This is a genomic window from Pseudomonas syringae group sp. 26L6, assembly GCF_032587815.1.
In the GTDB taxonomy this organism is placed as follows: domain Bacteria; phylum Pseudomonadota; class Gammaproteobacteria; order Pseudomonadales; family Pseudomonadaceae; genus Aquipseudomonas; species Aquipseudomonas amygdali.
In genome coordinates, this window is record NZ_JAWHPJ010000001.1 from 65,111 (window position 1) to 80,450 (window position 15,340).

Annotated in this window: 16 protein-coding genes; 3 read left to right on the top strand and 13 right to left on the bottom strand. The window is 61.2% G+C overall.

Annotation, left to right across the window (positions count from 1 at the left end; all coding sequences use genetic code 11):
- Positions 1-9: 9 nt before the first annotated feature.
- The 12 genes from RYA97_RS00270 to RYA97_RS00325 are packed head-to-tail and all read right to left on the bottom strand — an operon-like array spanning position 10 to position 10,823.
- The gene (locus tag RYA97_RS00270; RefSeq protein WP_046832722.1) at positions 10-2,373 is read right to left on the bottom strand and encodes an MMPL family transporter; all 2,364 of its coding nucleotides are present in this window, start codon (positions 2,371-2,373) and stop codon (positions 10-12) included.
- Positions 2,357-2,971, bottom strand: coding sequence for an outer membrane lipoprotein carrier protein LolA (locus RYA97_RS00275; protein WP_316891657.1), 615 nt, complete (start codon positions 2,969-2,971; stop codon positions 2,357-2,359). The genes RYA97_RS00270 and RYA97_RS00275 overlap by 17 nt, the downstream gene beginning before the upstream one ends.
- Positions 2,968-3,393, bottom strand: a complete 426-nt coding sequence (locus RYA97_RS00280) for an acyl-CoA thioesterase (protein ID WP_002551680.1) — start codon at positions 3,391-3,393, stop codon at positions 2,968-2,970. Before RYA97_RS00280 ends, RYA97_RS00275 begins: the two co-directional genes overlap by 4 nt.
- Positions 3,383-4,930: a histidine ammonia-lyase gene (gene hutH / locus RYA97_RS00285; RefSeq protein WP_039847343.1), complete on the bottom strand. Its 1,548-nt coding sequence runs from the start codon at positions 4,928-4,930 to the stop codon at positions 3,383-3,385. Before hutH ends, RYA97_RS00280 begins: the two co-directional genes overlap by 11 nt.
- Positions 4,911-5,858 carry a glycosyl transferase gene (locus RYA97_RS00290; protein WP_005778725.1) on the bottom strand — a complete coding sequence of 316 codons (948 nt, stop codon included), beginning with the start codon at positions 5,856-5,858 and terminating at the stop codon, positions 4,911-4,913. The genes hutH and RYA97_RS00290 overlap by 20 nt, the downstream gene beginning before the upstream one ends.
- Positions 5,855-6,589 carry a glycosyltransferase family 2 protein gene (locus tag RYA97_RS00295; RefSeq protein ID WP_005778726.1) on the bottom strand — a complete coding sequence of 245 codons (735 nt, stop codon included), beginning with the start codon at positions 6,587-6,589 and terminating at the stop codon, positions 5,855-5,857. The genes RYA97_RS00290 and RYA97_RS00295 overlap by 4 nt, the downstream gene beginning before the upstream one ends.
- Entirely contained in the window at positions 6,582-8,264 is a 1,683-nt protein-coding gene (locus RYA97_RS00300; RefSeq protein ID WP_010195535.1) for an acyl-CoA synthetase family protein, read from the bottom strand. Before RYA97_RS00300 ends, RYA97_RS00295 begins: the two co-directional genes overlap by 8 nt.
- A 10-nt stretch (positions 8,265-8,274) precedes the next feature.
- Positions 8,275-8,820, bottom strand: coding sequence for a membrane protein (locus RYA97_RS00305; RefSeq protein WP_004654313.1), 546 nt, complete (start codon positions 8,818-8,820; stop codon positions 8,275-8,277).
- Complete coding sequence (locus RYA97_RS00310; RefSeq protein WP_002551686.1) at positions 8,817-9,071, bottom strand: acyl carrier protein; 255 nt, start codon at positions 9,069-9,071, stop codon at positions 8,817-8,819. Before RYA97_RS00310 ends, RYA97_RS00305 begins: the two co-directional genes overlap by 4 nt.
- A 9-nt stretch (positions 9,072-9,080) precedes the next feature.
- Positions 9,081-9,341: a phosphopantetheine-binding protein gene (locus tag RYA97_RS00315; RefSeq protein WP_002551687.1), complete on the bottom strand. Its 261-nt coding sequence runs from the start codon at positions 9,339-9,341 to the stop codon at positions 9,081-9,083.
- Positions 9,316-10,128: a lysophospholipid acyltransferase family protein gene (locus RYA97_RS00320; RefSeq protein ID WP_316891662.1), complete on the bottom strand. Its 813-nt coding sequence runs from the start codon at positions 10,126-10,128 to the stop codon at positions 9,316-9,318. Before RYA97_RS00320 ends, RYA97_RS00315 begins: the two co-directional genes overlap by 26 nt.
- Positions 10,104-10,823: a beta-ketoacyl synthase chain length factor gene (locus RYA97_RS00325; RefSeq protein WP_002551689.1), complete on the bottom strand. Its 720-nt coding sequence runs from the start codon at positions 10,821-10,823 to the stop codon at positions 10,104-10,106. The genes RYA97_RS00320 and RYA97_RS00325 overlap by 25 nt, the downstream gene beginning before the upstream one ends.
- A 308-nt stretch (positions 10,824-11,131) precedes the next feature.
- Between RYA97_RS00325 and RYA97_RS00330 the strand changes: the two genes are divergently transcribed.
- Positions 11,132-11,911, top strand: a complete 780-nt coding sequence (locus RYA97_RS00330) for a ParA family protein (RefSeq protein ID WP_004654324.1) — start codon at positions 11,132-11,134, stop codon at positions 11,909-11,911.
- Positions 11,912-12,132: 221 nt separating this feature from the next.
- On the opposite strand, the gene RYA97_RS00335 is transcribed toward RYA97_RS00330, so the two are convergent.
- Entirely contained in the window at positions 12,133-12,525 is a 393-nt protein-coding gene (locus RYA97_RS00335) for a PAAR domain-containing protein (RefSeq protein ID WP_005752607.1), read from the bottom strand.
- 262 nt (positions 12,526-12,787) lie between these two features.
- On the opposite strand from RYA97_RS00335, the gene mdcA reads away from it, so the two are divergent.
- Positions 12,788-14,464 (top strand): malonate decarboxylase subunit alpha, encoded by a 1,677-nt coding sequence (mdcA, locus tag RYA97_RS00340; RefSeq protein ID WP_044320361.1) that lies wholly within the window; start codon positions 12,788-12,790, stop codon positions 14,462-14,464.
- Positions 14,464-15,339, top strand: a complete 876-nt coding sequence (locus RYA97_RS00345; RefSeq protein ID WP_057404827.1) for a triphosphoribosyl-dephospho-CoA synthase — start codon at positions 14,464-14,466, stop codon at positions 15,337-15,339. The genes mdcA and RYA97_RS00345 overlap by 1 nt, the downstream gene beginning before the upstream one ends.
- The last annotated feature ends 1 nt before the right edge of the window (position 15,340 follow it).

Below are 15,340 nucleotides of genomic sequence, written 5' to 3' on the forward strand. Positions count from 1 at the left end.
CTGCAAGACTCATGCGTGTGGCCCTTCAGCATTGGCTGGCGAATGAAGCGCTTTACGCGGGCTGGCCCACGGTGCCAAAAGAAAGCTGAAGGCCAGCCCCAGGCTGACCGACAGGCCGAAGTTGCTGATCGCCGGAGTGCTGGAAACGGCCAGCAGGCCGAACGACAGCCAAGTGGTGACCGCTGCCAGCAGCGTGCCCAGCAGGCTGACCGCCGCGCCGCCTATCTGCTCGCGCATCAGGATGGCGTAATCGACGCTGATCGCCGTTACCAGCAACAGGCCGAACAGGCTGAACAGAGTCAGCGGCTGACCGAGCCAGCCCAGGCTGGCGAGGCTGCACAGGGCCGCCAGCAGGGGCAGGGCGACGATGCGCAGCGCGCCGTTGAAACCAAATGGGACAATCAGCAGCAGGACGATCAGCACACATGAAGCCAGCTTCAATTCTGCCGCGCTGATCTGCGTGTGGGCAAACACCTCGTTGAGCTCACCCAGGCGGTCGACCAGTTGCACGCCCTCCAGTCCGATGGCCTGCACGCGCAGCAACGCAATGCTGTTCATGCCACGCAGGCTGACGATGCTGGCTACCTGAGCGTCGCCTTCGGCATCTTCGCTGGCGCCTAGCCAGAGCGTGCGCCACGGTTCGCTGAGCGGGCCTTGAAGCGCCTGATCAATGTCTTGCGTTGGCAGTGCCTGCAATTGAGAGAGTTCGGTCTTCAGCGCGTTGGCCGGGACGCCAAGCTGCACCAGTGGTGGCCAGTGTTGCGGCAATTTGCCCAGCGCATCACGGGTCAGTTGCTGCTCGGCAGGCGAATCCAGCAACTGGTTGAGGGCCATGTAACCCTGCAGCTTGTCCATGCTGATCAGTTGATCGAGCCGCTGAGTCAGCGCCGACTGCCGATCCAGCAACTGCTGTTGATCCTTGCCGCGCACCAGGAAGAACTGGCTGGTGGGCTGATAACCGGTGATCCGCGCGATAGCCTGGGCTTCGTCGGTCAATGCCTGAGGTGCCGAGACCCATTGGCGAATATCGTTCTTGGTGGTCAGGTGCCAGAGCCCGCCGCCGTAGAAGGCCAACAGTAGCGCCAGCAGAATCGGCGTGCTGATGCGCTGCAACAGCGCAGCGCGGCAATCAAGCATCAGTTGCGCCAGTTTCAGCGGCCATTGCGCGGGGCTGATCTCGACCTTTGCAAGCAGCGCAGGCAGCAGACACACCGCAGTCAGGTAAGCGCCGATCAGGCCAGCGGCGGAGAACACGGCAATTTGTGTCAGCGCCGGGAACGGCGTCCAGGCCAGGGCGAGATAGCCGATACAACTGGTGATCAGGCTCAGCGTCAGGCCCGGCAGGGTCAGGCGCAAGGCGGGCCAACTGCGCCAGGGTTTCAGGCTCCAGCTCTTGGACAGGTAATGCAGTGGGTAATCCACCGCCACACCAATCAGGCTGGAACCCAGCACCAGCGTCATGACGTGCATGCTGCCAAACAGCGCCACGCAAGCCACTGCACCGAAGAGCATGCCGACTACCACCGGTACAAACGCCAGCAGCACGCTCCAGCGTCGGAATGCCAGCAACAGCAGCAACAGAATACCGAGCGTGGCGCCCCCGCCGACCCAGGTGATTTCCCGGCTGGCCTGCTTCTGCCCGTCGGCGGCGTACAGCAGGCCGCTGGCGGCGAGCAATTGCCCACCGGCCTGCTGCGCCTGCCCCCGCGCTTTCGCCAGCAGGTCGGCGACCTGACCGGGCAGGTGCAGATCGAAAGCATCGGTTCGGGTTCGCGAACGCAGCAGTACCCAGCTTTTGCCCTCGGCGCTGGCGATCAGCGCGCCGCTGGCCAGATCCGCCTCGACCGAGCCCTGTTTCGGCAAGCCGTTCTGGATACGTCCGGTCAGCCCCAGCCAGTCATCCTGACCCGGCACCAGGCTGAACCCGGCAAACGGGTCGAAGAGAGTTTGTACGCGCTGCTCGATGAAAGTCTTCGGCTCATCGATCAACAGAGCGCGATCCGCTGCCGGCAACATCGCGATTCGCCCTTGCAGCAACTGGGTGCGCAACCCGGGCAGATCGGCTTGCAGCGACCACTGAACCTTCTCGAACAGGCCGCTCGCTTGCCATTGCTCCGCCAGCGTGCGAGCCAGCTCCACAGCCTGCTGGCGGTCGGTGTGACCCACGAGCACAAGCATTTCGCGATTGAGCGGTTCCTGCATGCGCTTTTCGGCGCTCACCACCAGTTCGTCGTTGTCAGTGCCTGGCACCAGTTCCATGAGGTTGGCCGACAGCGGCGAGCGGTCGTGCCACTGCCAGCCGGCCAGCGCCAGCACGCTTGCCAGAATCAGCAGGAACAGTCGCGGCAATAGCCGCTCAGTCGTTGAAGTCATTGCGCTGCGCATCGGTCAGGGAGGAAGCACTGCTGCTGTCGATCATTTTCAGGACGGTACTGTCGCCCTGGGTTTCCAGCAACTCGATACGCTGGACCAGTTCTCCGCCATCGATGTTGATCTGTTTGAACACTTGTTGCAGCAGCATCGAGCGCGGCGTGAGCGTGAGTTGCCAGGCGTTCGCGTCGCCCTTGAGCTGCAAGTCGAAATCCCGTTGCAGGCCGCTGCTGTCGCCCAGCAGTACAGCAAGGAACAAGCGGTTCTGCTCGGCCCCGGCATTTTTGTTTGGTACGGGCTTCCAGGTGCTGACGTCGCCCACGCTTTCGCGGCGGGAAATGCCGCTGGCATTGATGCGGTAATCCTGTTTCAGCGGCGTTTCCAGCAGCCAGAGCAGCCCGAAATCCCTGGCGAGCACGAAGCGGCCTTTGCTGAGCAGTGGTTGCGGCAGGGCGCGCAGGTGTTTTTCCTGAATGAAGCGCCCTTGCACCACCGCAGGTTTAGCGAGCTGATCACTCAGTTGTTGTAGATCGAAAGCCTGCGCCAGTGAAGACAGGCACAGCAACCCCAGTAGCAGCAAGGCGCGAAACGGACGGTTCATGGCAAAGCTCTCTTCACTGCATCGATAAAGACCTGGGGCGATGCCAGTTGCATTTCCCGGCTCTGGCTGTCGACCGCAACCTGCACGGTGCTGGCGCGGGTCAAGCGTTCGCCGGTGTGTGCGTCGGTGATCAGGTAGTTGATCTTCAGACGGTTCTCCCACTCCACCAGACTGGCGCGTACGTTCAGTGTCTGGCCGAATACCGCGCTGCGCACGTAGCGCAGTTGCAGGTCGATCACCGGCCAACCATAACCGGATTCGAGCATCTGCATGTAGTTATGACCAATGTGGTCGAGCAATGCGCAGCGTGCGACTTCCAGGTATTTGACGTAATGCCCGTGCCAGACGATGTTCATCATGTCGACGTCGAAAAACGGCACCACGATTTCGGTGTCGACGTGCAGAAAACCCTTACTGCGCATGCAAGCTCCAGCGGCGGTTGGCAATATGTTTCAGGCACAGGCGCAGTTCATTCTCCAGCGCCCGGTCTTCGATGACAGGGGCAAAGTCCTCGCCCAGCTGTTGGTGCATGGCCGCCAGTGCCGGTGGCAGCGGGCGCGCATCGGCAGCCTTGCTGCGCAGCCATATACCCTGGTTGGCGGCGATCAGCGTGGCGGCGGCAACCTGCTCGGTCAGCTCCAGCACCCGAATGGCGTCACGCGCAGCGATGGTGCCCATGCTCACCTTGTCCTGATTGTGGCATTCGGTAGAGCGCGAGAATACGCTGGCCGGCATGGTGTTTTTCAGTGCTTCGGCGGTCCATGCGCTGGTGCCTATCTGCACCGCCTTGAAACCGTGATTGAGCATGGCCCGCTCGGCGCTGGCCCCTGACAGATTGCTCGGCAAGCCGTGGTTGTAACGTTCGTCGACCAGCAGCGCCAATTGCCGGTCGAGCAGGTCTGCGACATTGGCCACCAGCGTTTTCAGGCTGTCCATGGCAAAAGCAATGTGCCCGCCGTAGAAATGCCCGCCGTGCAACACGCGCTCTGCTTCGGCATCGATGATCGGGTTGTCGTTGGCGCTGTTCAGCTCGATCTCGATGAACGAGCGCAGCCAGTTCAGGCTGTCGGCCAGCACGCCCAGCACATGCGGTGCGCAGCGCAGCGAATAGCGGTCCTGCAAACGATGCAGTGGGGCGGTTGGCGCGTCGATGGCCAGGTCCTGACGCAACCACGCGGCTACCTGCATCTGGCCCGGATGCGGCTTGGCGGCGAACAGGCGCTCGTCGAAGTGCTCCGGGTTGCCTTGCAGCGCCACCACGTTCATGGCGGTGATACGGGTCGCCAGTTGCAACAGGTAATCGGCGCGGGCGAACGCCAGGCACGCGATGCCGGTCATGACGGCGGTGCCGTTCATCAGCGCCAGCGCTTCCTTGGGGCGCAGCACCAGCGGCGTCCAGCCCAGTTCGCGGTGCACGTCGCTGGCCGGACGGCGCTCGCCACGGAACATCACGTCGCGCTCGCCGGACAGGGTCGCGGCCACGTAAGACAGTGGGGTCAGATCACCGCTGGCACCCACCGAGCCCTCTTCCGGGATCAGCGGCAGCACGTCCTGATCGATAAACGCCTGCAAACGCTCAAGCAGTTCGACGCGCACCCCGGAAACGCCCTGACACAGTGACTGCAAACGTGCCGCCAGCACTGCGCGGGTGGCTTGGGCGTCCAGCAGCTTGCCCAGCCCGCAGCCGTGAAACGTGTACAAATGCTGCGGCAGCGCCTCGACATGCTCCAATGGCACGGCCACCACGCAGGAGTCGCCGTAGCCGGTGGTGACGCCGTAGATCACGCCTTCCTTGTTCAGTAACGAATCGAGAAACTGCGCGCCCCTGGCAATGCGTGCGCGAAATTCAGCGTCGCCTTGCAACGCACTCGGCGCTTGACGATTGGCCAGGGCCAGCACGTCTTCGATACACAGAGCGCGCTCGCCGAAAATGATCGGGTCAGGAGCTTGAATCATCATCGGACTTCCAGAATGGGTAGAAATTGAACCACTGCTGCGGGGCTTCCAGGCAGTAGTGCCCAAGACGCTCGGCATAACGCGTGGCCCAGTGGGCGATGACCTGTGCCCGGTCGCTGCGTCGCCATTCGATGGCGTCGGAGAACGGTTCGAGAATCACCCGATAGCCGTTCTGGCCTTTAAGGCAGAAAAACAGATTGACCGGGCACTTGAGCAGACCGGCCAGCAGCCACGGGCCTTGCGGAAACGTCGCGGGCTTGCCCAGAAAGTCGGCCCGCACATTGCGCCCGCCGTGCAGGGCAACGCGGTCACCGGCGATGGCCAGCCACTCGCCTTCGTCCAGACGCTGGCTGAGTTGCAGCATGATCGCCGGGTCCAGTTCGCTGACCTGAATCAGCCGCAGGTTAGTCGCTCCGGCTTCACCGAGCAGGCGATTGAAGCGTTCGGCGTGCTTGGTGTGCACCAGCACGTTCATGGTGACTTTTTCGCCGAGTTCGGCCAGTGCGCGGCACACCTCAAGGTTGCCCAGATGTGCCCCGACCAGCATTTGTCCGCGCTCGCCGCGCAGGTTGTGACGCAGCAGGGCAGGGTCGATGATCTCGATCTGTTCGATGCCCAGCTTGCCGTTCCATACGTCAAGCTTGTCGAGCAGTGCCTCGGCGAAGGCCATGAACTGGCCAAACACGCTCCGCTGGCTGGGGCGCAGTTCGGGTCTGGCGCTCCAGTCCGCCAGGCGCTGCTGGTATTCCCAGATGCTGTGTCGGGCACGGCGGCCGAAGGCGAAGAAATATAGAACGATGCCATACAGCACCGGGCTGAGCAGGCGACGACCGAGCACGCGCATGCCCCAGGCGGTAAGCTTCATGAGCAGGAAGCTGCCACGCTCTTCGTGACTGGCCCAATGTTCCTTGGGCGATTTTTCAATGGTCATGAGCGCCACCGCCGCCAGAGGATCACCGGCAGACGCATCAGCATGCCGAAGAACAGCTTGGCGTGCATTTTCGAGATCAGGGCGTTGTCGTGAAACAGGCGGAAATGCGACAGGCCGTCCTGCGGATAGTGAACGCGGGTCGGCAGCCAGCGCATCGCCTGGCCGCGCCATGACAGGCGCACGAGAATTTCCGAGTCGAAGTCCATGCGTCTGCCGATCTGCACGCTGTCGATCAGCGCCAGAACCGGGGCCAGCGGGTAGAGCCGAAAGCCGCACATGGAATCGCGAATATGCAGTGACAGGGTGTTGATCCATACCCAGACGTGGGTGAGATAACGGGCGTACAGGCGGCCTTTGGGCACGCTTTCGTCGTACTGCGGATAGCCACAGATCAACGCTTGCGGATACTGGCGTGACTGCTCCAGAAACACCGGAATATCGCTCAGGTCATGCTGACCATCGGCATCGACCTGCAGCGCATGGCTGAAACCCAGGCGTGCCGCCTCGCGAAACCCGGCCATGACCGCGCCGCCCTTGCCTTGATTGACCGGCAGGCGCAACAGGTAAATATCCTCACCCTGCGCCAGTTGCTGTAACACCGCGGCGCAAGCCGGGCTGCTGGCATCGTCCACCAGTATGCAGGGCAAGCCTGCATTGCGGACGGCCTTGACCACGTTGGGCACGGCCAGTTCGTGGTCGAACACCGGAATGATCACGCAAGGCTTATGCATGATCTCCCTCCAGCACAATCCGGCCGCTGGAGCAGGGTGCGTTTTCGCTGTTGTGAAAGGCGAAATGCAGCTTTGAGCGAGCGGCATCGAAGCGCAGGGTCAGTTTCAGGCGGTCGCCGGGGCGCACCAGTTGCTGAAACTTGAGCACTTCCATGCCAGCAAAGTCGGTTGGCAGATTCAACAGGCGCTGCCCCAGACTGATCGCCCATTCGACCTGAACCACGCCGGGCAAGACCGGTGCCTTGGGAAAGTGGCCGCTGAAAAATGCCAGATCTGGCGGGACCATCAGTTGCAGGTGCAATTCGCCGTCGACCGTCTGTTGGTCAAGCACTTGCGGTTGCCTGGGGCGTGAGGCCATGAGCAGGTTCTGCACGTCCATCTGCGCCAGTTTGCCCTGGGCATTGAGGGGCATCTGCCGCAGCAGACGCCAGCGCCGCGGCAGGGCGATGGTTTCGCAGTGCGGTCGCAGATACTGGCGCAAGGCTTCGGTAAGGGCTCGACGGCCCTGATTGCGCAGGGCCAGCAAGCCCGCATCGCTCAGCACCAGCAGCGCGCCAAGCGACGCACGGTTTTCCTGAACCACGCCAAGGCGCGCTTCATTTACCCATTCGTGAGTCGTAAGGGCCTGCTCGATCAGCGGCAACGACACGCGCTTTTCTTCAAGCTTGACGATGCGGTCCAGCCTGCCCAGCAGTTCGAGTCGCCCATCATTGCCAATCTGCACGGCATCGGCGGTCTGCTCTACGTGACCGGGCGGCAGATAGGGCGAGCTGATGCACAGCGCCCCTTCGTTGTTCTGACTCAGTTCTACGCCGTCGAAGGCTTGCCAGTGTTGTTCGCCCTGCCGCCAGGCGATGCCTCCGGTTTCCGAACTGCCGAGAATTTCCGTCGGCCACTGGCCAAGACGTTGTTGCAGACTTTGCGCCGCTTCGGCTGGCAATGCGCCGCCGGATGAAAACACCCGGCGCACGGCACTGAGGCTGCTCCAGTCGAGGTTGTCGCCCATGCGCTTGAGCAGTGCCGGGCTGGCGACCCAGGCAAAGGACGGGTATTCGCGGCTGGCGCGTTGCAGGTCTTCGGCAAACGGCAACTGGCGGCGCACGAACGGGCGTGCGGCGCACATCGGCCATAGCAAACGGAACAGCAGCCCATAAATATGTTGCGTCGCAACGCTGCCGATCATGCATGCCGAACCAAGCTGCGCGCCCCACAGCTGTTCCAGCCCGCAGACTTCGTTGGCCAGCTGGCGCAGGCGTTTTTCAATCAGTTTGGGCTCGCCGCTGGAACCCGAGGTGCACAGGCTCAATCGGCACTGGTCAAGGTCGAGCGCTGCCGGAGCCAGCTGCGCGGCGTGCAGATCGCTTAAATGCGTGTCGTGCGCTAGGTCGGTCAGCCACAGGTCGACCCGATTGGCCCAGCGCTCGCGGGTCTGGCCTTGCAAGTCAGCGGGCAGCAACACATGCACACCGGCGCGCCAGGCGCCGAACAAGGCGACGGCCAGGTCAGCGGCATCTTCAAGGTGTACCGCGAGGTTTTTGACACCACGGGCTTGCAGTCCTGCGGCCACACTCAATGCCTGATCACGAAATTGCGCGTGGTCCAGGGTCGGGGCCAGTGTCAGCGGCCGGTCGGGCAGGGCGTCGAGCAGCAGGTGTTCAAGGTTCAACCAGTTCATGCGATCCATTTCATTTGCCGCCCGCAGAGGGTGGGCGGACGATCCATTCAACAGCGAACAACAGGCCCATCAATCCGTAGGAAACCAGGCCGGTGTACAGCGTCCACCAGGACAACGGTGCCCAGAGCGTCAGTATGGCTGCCGTGAGGCCATTGGCGAGGAAGAACAGGCACCAGATCTGTGTGACTTTACGGGTGTAGCGGATGCCGGACTCGGGCAGTTCAGGGCGGTTTATGCGCGCCATTCTTTCTACGATAGGCGGGCCGTATATCAGGCTTGAACCGAACAGGCCGAGCATGAACGCGCTGACCAGTACCGGATACCAGCGCAGCATCAGGTGGCTGTCGATTACGCCCAGCGCCACGCAAAAAACCAGGGCGACGAGCGCCATCGCCAGGCTGCCGGGCTTGCGCTCGCCGGTCAGTGCGCGCGCCAGCCACAGGCTGCCCAGCAGCAGCGCGAACTGCCACGGGGCGAAGTGTTCGGTTCCCCAGTAGACGGCAAACGGATACAGCACACCGGCCAGCACCAGAATCAGGCCAATCAGCCGCTTCATTCGGCCGTGTTGACCAGTTTGTAGACGGCCTCTACCACGTCGTTCACGGTTCTGACTGACTTGAACTCTTCAGCGGCAATCTTCTTGCCGGTCTTGCGTTTGATGTGGTCGATCAGGTCCACGGCATCGATGCTGTCGATTTCCAGGTCCTGATACAGGTTGGCTTCAAGTGTGACCCTCTCAGGCTCCAGTTCGAACAGTTCCACCATTGCGGCGCGCAGGATTTCGAAGATGTCTTCACGGGTTTGCATGTTCAATTCTCAGGCCGGTTGTCTGGCGCTGACGAAGGCCGCAAGGCTGTCGACGCTGGCGAAATGGTTACGGGTGTCCTTTGCATCGGCATCGATCTTGATGCCATAGCGCTTCTGGATGGCCAGGCCCAGTTCGAGCGCATCCACCGAGTCCAGTCCCAGTCCTTCGCCGAACAGCGTCATATCGTTGCCGATATCTTCCGGGGTGATGTCTTCGAGGCCCAGGGCATCGATGATCAACAATTTAATGTCCTGGTGCAGATCGCTCATCTGAGGCGAGCTCCTTGGTGAAATAGTCATGCAGGTAATCGTTGAGCTTGCGGGACGCCACGGGCGGCGGACCCAGCGAACTGAAGGCGGTGGGGTCTATATCGGCACCGACGCGCAAACTGAAGTGCACGCGGCGTTGTGCGATGCGATACCAGGGCTCGGCCTTGGTCAGAGTGGTCGGCTGGACCTTGATGGTCACCGGAGTGATCATGCTCGCGCCACGCAGTGCAATGGCGGCCGCGCCCCGGTGAAAGACCGGCGGCTGACCCGGCTGGGTGCGGGTGCCTTCGGGGAAAGTAATCAGTGTCTGGCCGCTTTGCAGGCGCTCCACGGCGGCATCGAGCATGTCCATGCTGCCGTCGTTGCTGATGTAACCTGTGGAGCGCACCGGGCCACGGGTGAACGGGTTTTCCCACAGGCTGCGCTTGACCACGCAATTGGCGTCACGCACCAGCCCGATCAGGAACACCACGTCGATCAATGACGGGTGGTTGGCAATGATCATCTGCCCGGGGCGGCCAAGCTTTTCGGCACCCTGTACCTCGTAGGTCAACACGCCCATGCGCGCCATGATGCGGATGAACAGCCAGAACAGGCGGCTGATGGTCCGCCTGGCGCGGCGCTGATGACTGGCTACACTGCCGGGCAGGCAACTCAGTACCGGAAAAACGAACAAGCGCAGGCACAGGCCGCTGAGCCCGAAGAGGGCAAAGCTGAAGGCGGTTGCCAGCAAACGCCAGTAATAAGCATCCTGACGTTTTTTCAGTTCTTGCGTTGCCAGTTCCATAACCGGTTATTCCAGGGGTGCAGGCAGACGGATTGATCAGTGTGCAAGGCTTGCAGCAGATTCAATGCGTGGGGCCATCGAGTCTGCGGGTTCCCTTGTGTGTCGCTGTGCAAAGACAATTCCCACTCGTTGCCGGGCGTCAGCAGCAAGCCGACCGCGTAGGGAAAGGGCACGTCATCAATCCATTGTGCATAAGCGTGTGGTGGCTGCTCTTCAGTCACCACAAGCAATACTGCTTCTGCACCCTCGGCCAGCAACGCTGCGGCCTCGAACGCTCCATACTCCAGCCCGTCGCCTGCGGCGGCCAGGGCTGTCATCTCACTTGTTTCACCGCGCATGATCGACCACAGGCCAATCACTGCGTTATGCACTGAAAGGCTGAACTGGGTCGGTGAAACCGGCTCGTTCGCAGCCAGATCGCGCAGAATTTCAAACGTTCTCGGGGTTTCTCCGTGGCGCGAGACAAACACCAGCGGTACGCGCCCCAAACCTTCAGTCAATGGCCAGCCGACGGCAAATGCCATTCTGGCCATGCGGCCCAGGCGGCGACGTTGCATGGCAGGCAGGAAAGACACGTCTGGCGCGGCATCACTGGTTTCCAGTAGCGTCGGATTGCGGCTCCATTGCAGCCAGTCGTCCGCGCTCGCCAGGCCCGGAGCCCAGGCGTGCCATCGTGCAATGTTGAAGGTGATCAAGACTTCTCTTCCCGCCCCTGCGGGCTTGTTTCTCGCTACATCGATATCAGGTAGATATCAGCCTGGGTGCGGTAATTTGACCGAGTGCGCGCATTATCCCGATGGGGGTCATTACTAGCAAATTTGTTACATAAAAATCGTTTACAGACGTGTATTTTAAAGTTCAAGTCTGGCTTTAGGATGACAGGCAGGTACGTGCCGTTTTGCGATAAGCTCGCTGTTGTCATATGTACTGCCTAGACTCTACACCTCTTAAGGTCGTTATCGGCCACACCTGCTGTTTCTTCATCTTTCAAGGAACCCAAAGCATGCGTCGCGTGGTATTCAATCAGAAGGGCGGTGTAGGCAAATCGAGCATCGCCTGCAATCTGGCTGCAGTCAGCGCTCACGAAGGCTATCGGACGTTGTTGATCGATCTCGATGCCCAGGCCAACTCGACTCAGTACCTCACCGGCCTTACCGGTCAGGATATTCCGATGGGTATTGCCGAGTTCTTCAAGAACACATTGTCAGCAGCACCGTTCGCTAAGAAAAACCACGTTGATATCTATGAAACACCTTTCGATAACCTGCATGTGGTCACGGCCACTGCCGAGCTTGCCGACTTGCAGCCCAAACTTGAGGCAAAGCACAAGATCAACAAGCTGCGCAAACTGCTCGACGAACTGAGTGAGGATTACGAGCGGATTTATCTGGATACGCCGCCAGCACTGAACTTTTATGCGGTTTCGGCGCTTATTGCGTCTGATCGTGTATTGATTCCGTTCGACTGCGACAGCTTTTCCCGACAGGCGCTGTACGGACTGATGCGCGAGATCGAGGAGCTGAAAGAGGATCACAACGAAGATCTTCAGGTTGAAGGCATCATCGTCAACCAGTTCCAGCCCCGAGCCAGCCTGCCGCAGCAGATGCTCGACGAGCTGATAGCCGAGGGGCTGCCGGTGTTGCCGGTCTACCTGGGCGCATCGGTGAAAATGCGCGAGTCGCATCAGGCCAGCCTGCCGCTGATCCACCTGGACCCCCGTCACAAGCTGACGCAGCAGTTCGTTGACCTGCATCACTTGCTGGAGACCAATGCCCATCCGTGATGGGTATGCACCACGCTTAGCACCCAGCTTCGCACACAAGTCCGCTTTTGATTCTGGCCGAAGGCCGTGGGAGTGAACTTGTTCACGAAAGGGCCGGTATAGTCACAGAAAATGTATCGTCTGAACTACCGTATTCGCGAACAAGTTCGCTCCCACGCCCTGCGGGCAGAAGCCAATCTGTGAGCATCTCAAGACTTATGCATAACGCTCAGACACAGAAATCATCGCGGCCGGAGCACCTCGGGCGTATAGCTGCCGTCTCTCAATGAGCAGGCCAGGTGCTCTGCATGCAGCCGCGCGGCCGAGGCCAGTTCGGTGGAGATGGTGACAGCAGCGTCCATGTCGGCCTGAACGTGTTCCTGCGAGGCGCTCAGGCGGTTGCTGCCGGGTTTGCAGCCGCACTCCACTGCATGTCCCTGCGTGGCAACCGCCACCAGATCGTCGACATACGTCGGGTTGCCCTGAGCAATGAAACCGATGCGGGTGCACGCCGGGCACCACACGGGGTCGCCCATGCGGGCAACGCGGCGCTGGTCGATGACTTCGCTTGACGAGCCGCTCAGCACAAACCCGCCGGTGGTGGTTGGATCGCCTTCCCTGACTATGAACGACATGGCAGTGCTTCCTCTGAGTTCTGGAAGCCTGAAGGCTAGGCGTAAAACCGCTACTCAGGTGCGCAGAATCCCTGTTAAAGACCGGTCCTACGCAAAGATCAGCAGAGCGTTTCGCGGATGTTACGCGCATCAATAAAGGTGATCAAAAAATGATCACTTCTACTATCGTTACTCCAGCCGTAACGATTCACCTCGCTGCTTGATTGATGCTTGTCCCTATCGCTCCTAAGGTGGCCCACGACAGCAAAATCGTGGAGCGATCATGACAACAACAACTTCCCCCGACGCACGCTGGACACGTCGTCGCACCGAGAAGCAGCGGCGTCTGGAGCAGGTGCGGGCGTTGGCCGATGGCGTAGTGCTGCCGACCGACAAGATTGTCGCGGCGCTGGAGGCCTTGCTGGTTTCCGGTGATCGGGTGGTGCTTGAGGGTAATAACCAGAAACAGGCGGACTTCCTGTCTCGCGCGCTGGCCAAAGTCGATCCGGGCAAGGTCCATGACCTGCACATGATCATGCCAAGCGTTGGCCGCGCCGAGCATCTGGACCTTTTCGAGCAAGGCATCGCACGCAAACTGGACTTCTCGTTTGCTGGCACGCAGAGCCTGCGCATCAGCCAGTTGCTGGAAGACGGCCTGCTGGAAATCGGTGCGATCCACACCTACATCGAACTGTATTCGCGGCTGGTGGTGGACCTGATCCCCAACGTGGTGCTGGCCGCAGGCTTCATGGCCGACCGGGCAGGCAACATCTACACCGGCCCGAGCACCGAGGACACCCCGGCGCTGATCGAGCCGGCCGCATTCAGCGATGGCATCGTCATCGTTCAGGTCAATCAATTGGTGGATGACGTCAGCGAACTGCCTCGGGTGGACATTCCGGCCTCGTGGGTCGATTTTGTGGTGGTGGCCGACAAGCCGTTCTACATCGAGCCGCTGTTCACCCGCGACCCGCGGCACATCAAGCCAGTGCACGTATTGATGGCGATGATGGCGATTCGCGGCATCTACGAAAAACACAACGTTCAGTCGCTGAACCACGGCATTGGTTTCAATACCGCAGCCATTGAACTGATTCTGCCGACTTACGGCGAGTCGCTGGGCCTCAAGGGCAAGATCTGCCGTAACTGGACACTTAACCCGCATCCTACGCTGATCCCGGCCATCGAAAGCGGCTGGGTCGAGAGCGTGCATTGCTTCGGCACCGAACTGGGCATGGAAAACTACATCGCTGCGCGCCCGGATGTGTTCTTTACCGGACGCGACGGCTCGCTGCGTTCCAATCGCCAACTCTGTCAGCTGGCTGGCCAATATGCCGTTGACCTGTTTATCGGCGCGACCCTGCAGGTGGATGGAGACGGGCATTCCTCGACCGTCACCCGTGGCAGGCTGGCAGGTTTTGGCGGCGCACCGAACATGGGCCATGATCCGCGCGGCAGACGTCATGCCACCCCGGCATGGCTGGACATGCGCCAACAGAACGAGAGCGGCCCGGATGCCTATCTGGAGCGCGGCAAAAAGCTCGTGGTGCAGATGGTCGAGACGTTTCAGGAGGGCGGCAAGCCGACCTTCGTTGAAACGCTGGACGCTGTAGAAGTGGCGAAGAAAAGCGGCATGCCGCTGGCACCGATCATGATCTACGGCGACGACGTCACCCATTTGTTGACCGAAGAAGGCATCGCCTACCTCTACAAGGCGCGCAGCCTGGAAGAGCGTCAGGCGATGATCGCCGCCGTGGCGGGCGTGACCGTGATCGGCTTGCGCCATAACCCGAAAGACACTGCACGTATGCGTCGTGAAGGGCTGATCGCGCTGCCGGAAGACCTCGGCATCCGGCGCACCGATGCCAGCCGTGAACTGCTTGCGGCCAAGAGCATTGCCGATCTGGTTCAGTGGTCCGGTGGTCTGTACAGCCCGCCTGCCAAATTCAGGAGTTGGTGATGAGCGCACTTCAATTGACACCGCAAGCTGCTTCGCTTGCCGAGCGACTGGCCGATCTGGCCGTCGATGCCCTGATCGCCGAAGCCGACCTGTCGCCCAAACCTGCACTGGTGGACCGGCGTGGTAGCGGCGCACACACCGACCTGCACCTGGGCCTGATGCATTCCTCGGCGCTGTCACTGTGGCCGACCTTCAAGTTGATGGCTGACGCCGCCGGGCAATTCAACACAGTGGGCCAGCCATTACGTGAGGCGCTCGGCCGTCTCGGTCGCGAAGGTGAAGCGACGATGCTGCGCACCACCCTGGGCGTGAATACTCATCGAGGTGCGATCTGGGCGCTGGGCCTGCTGGTGACAGCTGCCGCGCTGGATGCCCGCAACTGCGCACCCGAAGCCGTCTTCGCGCGGGCTGCCAGCCTGGCGCAGATCAAGGACCGCCAGGTGCTCGTGCAAGGCAGTCACGGTAATGAAGTGGTTCGCCGTTACGGTGTAATGGGCGCCCGGGAACAGGCGCAGCAAGGCTTCCCGGCAGTCAGGGATTTCGCCTTGCCGCAACTGCAACGCAGTCGCGCGGCGGGCAGTGGCGAGCAGAACGCCCGGCTGGATGCGCTGCTGGCGATCATGACCACCCTGTCCGACACCTGCGTGCTGCATCGTGCCGGTATCGAAGGCTTGCACACCATGCAGCGCGGCGCTCAGCACGTGCTGGACGTTGGCGGCAGTGCCAGCCTTGCCGGGCGCCGCGCACTGAACCAACTGGATCAGCAACTGCTGGCGCTGAATGCTTCGCCTGGCGGCGCGGCTGATCTGCTGGCTGCCTGCCTGTTTATCGACGGCCTGGAGCCTGCGCTCGGCCGTGTTTCGAGGAGTGTCTGAA

Coding starts and splice junctions, on each gene's coding strand:
- RYA97_RS00270 (WP_046832722.1), bottom strand. CDS start 2,373: ATGACTTCAACGACTGAGCGGCTATTGCCGCGACTGTTCCTGCTGATT.
- hutH (WP_039847343.1), bottom strand. CDS start 4,930: ATGATGATTCAAGCTCCTGACCCGATCATTTTCGGCGAGCGCGCTCTG.
- RYA97_RS00335 (WP_005752607.1), bottom strand. CDS start 12,525: ATGTCGTTCATAGTCAGGGAAGGCGATCCAACCACCACCGGCGGGTTT.
- RYA97_RS00345 (WP_057404827.1), top strand. CDS start 14,464: ATGAGCGCACTTCAATTGACACCGCAAGCTGCTTCGCTTGCCGAGCGA.
- RYA97_RS00330 (WP_004654324.1), top strand. CDS start 11,132: ATGCGTCGCGTGGTATTCAATCAGAAGGGCGGTGTAGGCAAATCGAGC.
- mdcA (WP_044320361.1), top strand. CDS start 12,788: ATGACAACAACAACTTCCCCCGACGCACGCTGGACACGTCGTCGCACC.
- RYA97_RS00280 (WP_002551680.1), bottom strand. CDS start 3,393: ATGCGCAGTAAGGGTTTTCTGCACGTCGACACCGAAATCGTGGTGCCG.
- RYA97_RS00320 (WP_316891662.1), bottom strand. CDS start 10,128: ATGGAACTGGCAACGCAAGAACTGAAAAAACGTCAGGATGCTTATTAC.
- RYA97_RS00300 (WP_010195535.1), bottom strand. CDS start 8,264: ATGAACTGGTTGAACCTTGAACACCTGCTGCTCGACGCCCTGCCCGAC.
- RYA97_RS00295 (WP_005778726.1), bottom strand. CDS start 6,589: ATGCATAAGCCTTGCGTGATCATTCCGGTGTTCGACCACGAACTGGCC.
- RYA97_RS00290 (WP_005778725.1), bottom strand. CDS start 5,858: ATGACCATTGAAAAATCGCCCAAGGAACATTGGGCCAGTCACGAAGAG.
- RYA97_RS00310 (WP_002551686.1), bottom strand. CDS start 9,071: ATGCAAACCCGTGAAGACATCTTCGAAATCCTGCGCGCCGCAATGGTG.
- RYA97_RS00275 (WP_316891657.1), bottom strand. CDS start 2,971: ATGAACCGTCCGTTTCGCGCCTTGCTGCTACTGGGGTTGCTGTGCCTG.
- RYA97_RS00305 (WP_004654313.1), bottom strand. CDS start 8,820: ATGAAGCGGCTGATTGGCCTGATTCTGGTGCTGGCCGGTGTGCTGTAT.
- RYA97_RS00315 (WP_002551687.1), bottom strand. CDS start 9,341: ATGAGCGATCTGCACCAGGACATTAAATTGTTGATCATCGATGCCCTG.